We start from the raw sequence: 1,028 nt of genomic DNA on the forward strand, positions 1-1,028 counted from the left end.
GCACGCAGCAGTTTTTCTTCCGGAGTCAGTTGGGTCTCGCCTTTCGGAGTGACCTTACCCACCAGGATGTCGCCTGCGCCTACTTCAGCACCCACGTAAACGATACCGGCTTCGTCCAGCTTGTTCAGTGCGGCTTCACCCACGTTCGGGATGTCCGCAGTGATTTCCTCTGGGCCAAGCTTGGTGTCACGGGCCACACAGGTCAGTTCCTGAATGTGGATCGTGGTGAAACGATCTTCCTGAACAACGCGTTCCGACAGGCAGATGGAGTCTTCGAAGTTGAAGCCGTTCCATGCCATGAAGGCGATGCGCATGTTCTGACCCAGCGCCAGTTCACCCATGTCGGTGGACGGGCCGTCGGCCATGATGTCGCTACGCTGAACCCGATCACCTTTACGCACCAGCGGACGCTGGTTGATGCAGGTGTTCTGGTTGGAGCGGGTGTACTTGGTCAGGTTGTAGATGTCGACACCGGCTTCACCGGTTTCAACTTCATCATCGGCAACACGAACCACGATACGGCTGGCATCGACGGAATCGATCACGCCGCCACGACGAGCCACGACGCAAACGCCGGAGTCACGGGCTACGTTACGCTCCATGCCGGTACCTACCAGCGGCTTGTCAGCGCGCAGGGTTGGTACAGCTTGACGCTGCATGTTCGAACCCATCAACGCACGGTTGGCGTCGTCGTGCTCGAGGAACGGAATCAGCGACGCAGCAACCGAAACTACCTGCTTCGGCGATACGTCCATCAAGGTGACGTCTTCCGGCGCCTTGACGGTGAATTCGTTCAAGTGACGAACAGCTACCAGCTCGTCGATCAGGACTTTCTTGTCGTTCATCGTGGCCGAAGCCTGAGCGATCACGTGATCAGCTTCTTCGATGGCGGACAGGAACACGATCTCGTCGGTGACCAGAGCGTCTTTCACCACACGGTACGGGCTCTCGAGGAAGCCGTACTGGTTGGTGCGCGCATAGGCAGCCAGGGAGTTGATCAGACCGATGTTCGGACCTTCCGGCGTTTC

The 1,028-nt window shown here is 58.2% G+C and carries 1 pseudogene; it reads right to left on the reverse strand.

The features are described 5' to 3' along the window. Nucleotides 1-1,028 (reverse strand): annotated as a pseudogene (gene rpoB / locus D8V06_RS29515) (DNA-directed RNA polymerase subunit beta); the annotation flags it as partial.

Source organism: Pseudomonas sp. Sample_24 (assembly GCF_004307605.1).
GTDB lineage: Bacteria > Pseudomonadota > Gammaproteobacteria > Pseudomonadales > Pseudomonadaceae > Aquipseudomonas.